We start from the raw sequence: 1,501 nt of genomic DNA, 5'->3' as shown, positions 1-1,501 counted from the left end.
GTGGTCTTGGTAGGTCGTCAACCGTCAAGGATCTGGACGGTGATGGTGGTTGTGTAGTTGGTGCGGTCGATGTCGCCTTTAGCGCGGTGTTTGGAGATAGCGCGTTTGACCACGCGGGGGCAGGATCGGTCGCGGCGGGCCGGCAGGGGGTTGGCCAGGACGGCGCGTCCGATCCTGCCGACCAGGTCGATGGTGGTGTCGGTGATGACGGCGGCAGCGTGGACGACCTGGTCACGGGCGGTGCGCAGCGCGACGGTGAAGCTCATTCGGTCGGGTTCGGTGTCGGCATGGTGCAGTGTCGCGTCGGCGATAGCGGTGCGCAGGGCCTGGTAGGTGATCAAGAGGGAGTAGACCTCTTGGGTGATGCCGCCAGGCGTGCGGGCACGCAGTTCGCGTCCACCGAGCATGGTGGATTTCAGTTCCAGGTAGCTGGTCTCGATCTCCCATCTGCGGTGGTAGAGGCTCACCAATTCCTGGGCGGGGTAATGGGTGTCGTCGGTCAGGGTGGTGATCAACCGGTAGCGGCCGGTGCGGCGGGCGCCGCTCTCACCCAGACGCACCACGATCTCGGCGTCGATCACTCGCACGGTCACCGTGCCGACACGCGCTAGCCAGGACCCGTCGGGCAGGTGCTTGATCGGCAGGAGAGCGCGGCCGTTCTTGCAACGAATCAGCAGCTCGGCTTTCGCCTCGGCGATCTTCTCGATCAGCGTCGTCACCGCGAAATTGCGGTCGGCCAGCAACAGCATTCCTGGTTTCAGGCAGCCGAGAAGCCTTGGCGCATAGGTTGTTTCACCGATACCGTAGGGGCCGAATACCGCGTCGATGACGGTGCGGGTACCGCAGGCGACCACCGTCAACAGTCGCAGCATCGGATACCCGGCTGCGGCGTCGGCTCGACCGGTCTGCCGGCCGAAGGCGGTGGAATTGGTGTCGCTGTTCGGGGTGAACATCGAGGTGCCGTCGATGGCACACACCAACAGGCCCCGCCACCGGGCCGCGTCGGCGGCCGGGCCGCGCACCAGGTCGAACAACTCGCGCAGCGGTGCGACACCGACCCGCCGCAGCGCCTTCGACAATGCCGAGGACGTCGGCTCGGCCACCGGCATCGGGTCCATGCCGCTGACCAGCCGCGCCCACACCTGCCGGTAACCGATCTCGCCGAACAGCGCCCCCGCCAGCAGCAGATACACCACCACCCGAGACGGCAGTGCCCGTACCCGTTGCTGCATTGCCCGAGCGGTTTCCAATGCCGCATCGACCAGGTCGAACGACACGATCTGGGTCAGCTCGCCCAGATGACCCGGCGCGAACACACCCGCGGCTACCGCCGCGCGCCGGTTGATGACAGACTGAGCGGACAGCGGAACTCCTGGACGAGCGGGTTGTCTTGGCGGACAAGCCCCTCTCTACCGGCAGTTCCGCTGTCTCATTGTCAGACACGCAGGCGCCACACAGACCCACTTGACATCAACTCGCAAGCCCTAACTACGCGGCATTG

The 1,501-nt window shown here is 65.8% G+C and carries 1 protein-coding gene; it reads right to left on the bottom strand.

Annotated features, from left to right (window positions below):
* Positions 1–17: 17 nt before the first annotated feature.
* Positions 18–1,316, bottom strand: coding sequence for an IS4 family transposase (locus tag FG385_RS33690; RefSeq protein WP_235022952.1), 1,299 nt, complete (start codon positions 1,314–1,316; stop codon positions 18–20).
* Positions 1,317–1,501 lie beyond the last annotated feature (185 nt).

It is taken from the genome of Amycolatopsis alkalitolerans, from assembly GCF_006152065.1.
Classification (GTDB): Bacteria; Actinomycetota; Actinomycetes; order Mycobacteriales; family Pseudonocardiaceae; genus Amycolatopsis_E; species Amycolatopsis_E alkalitolerans.
This window is presented reverse-complemented; position numbering and strand designations above follow the sequence as displayed.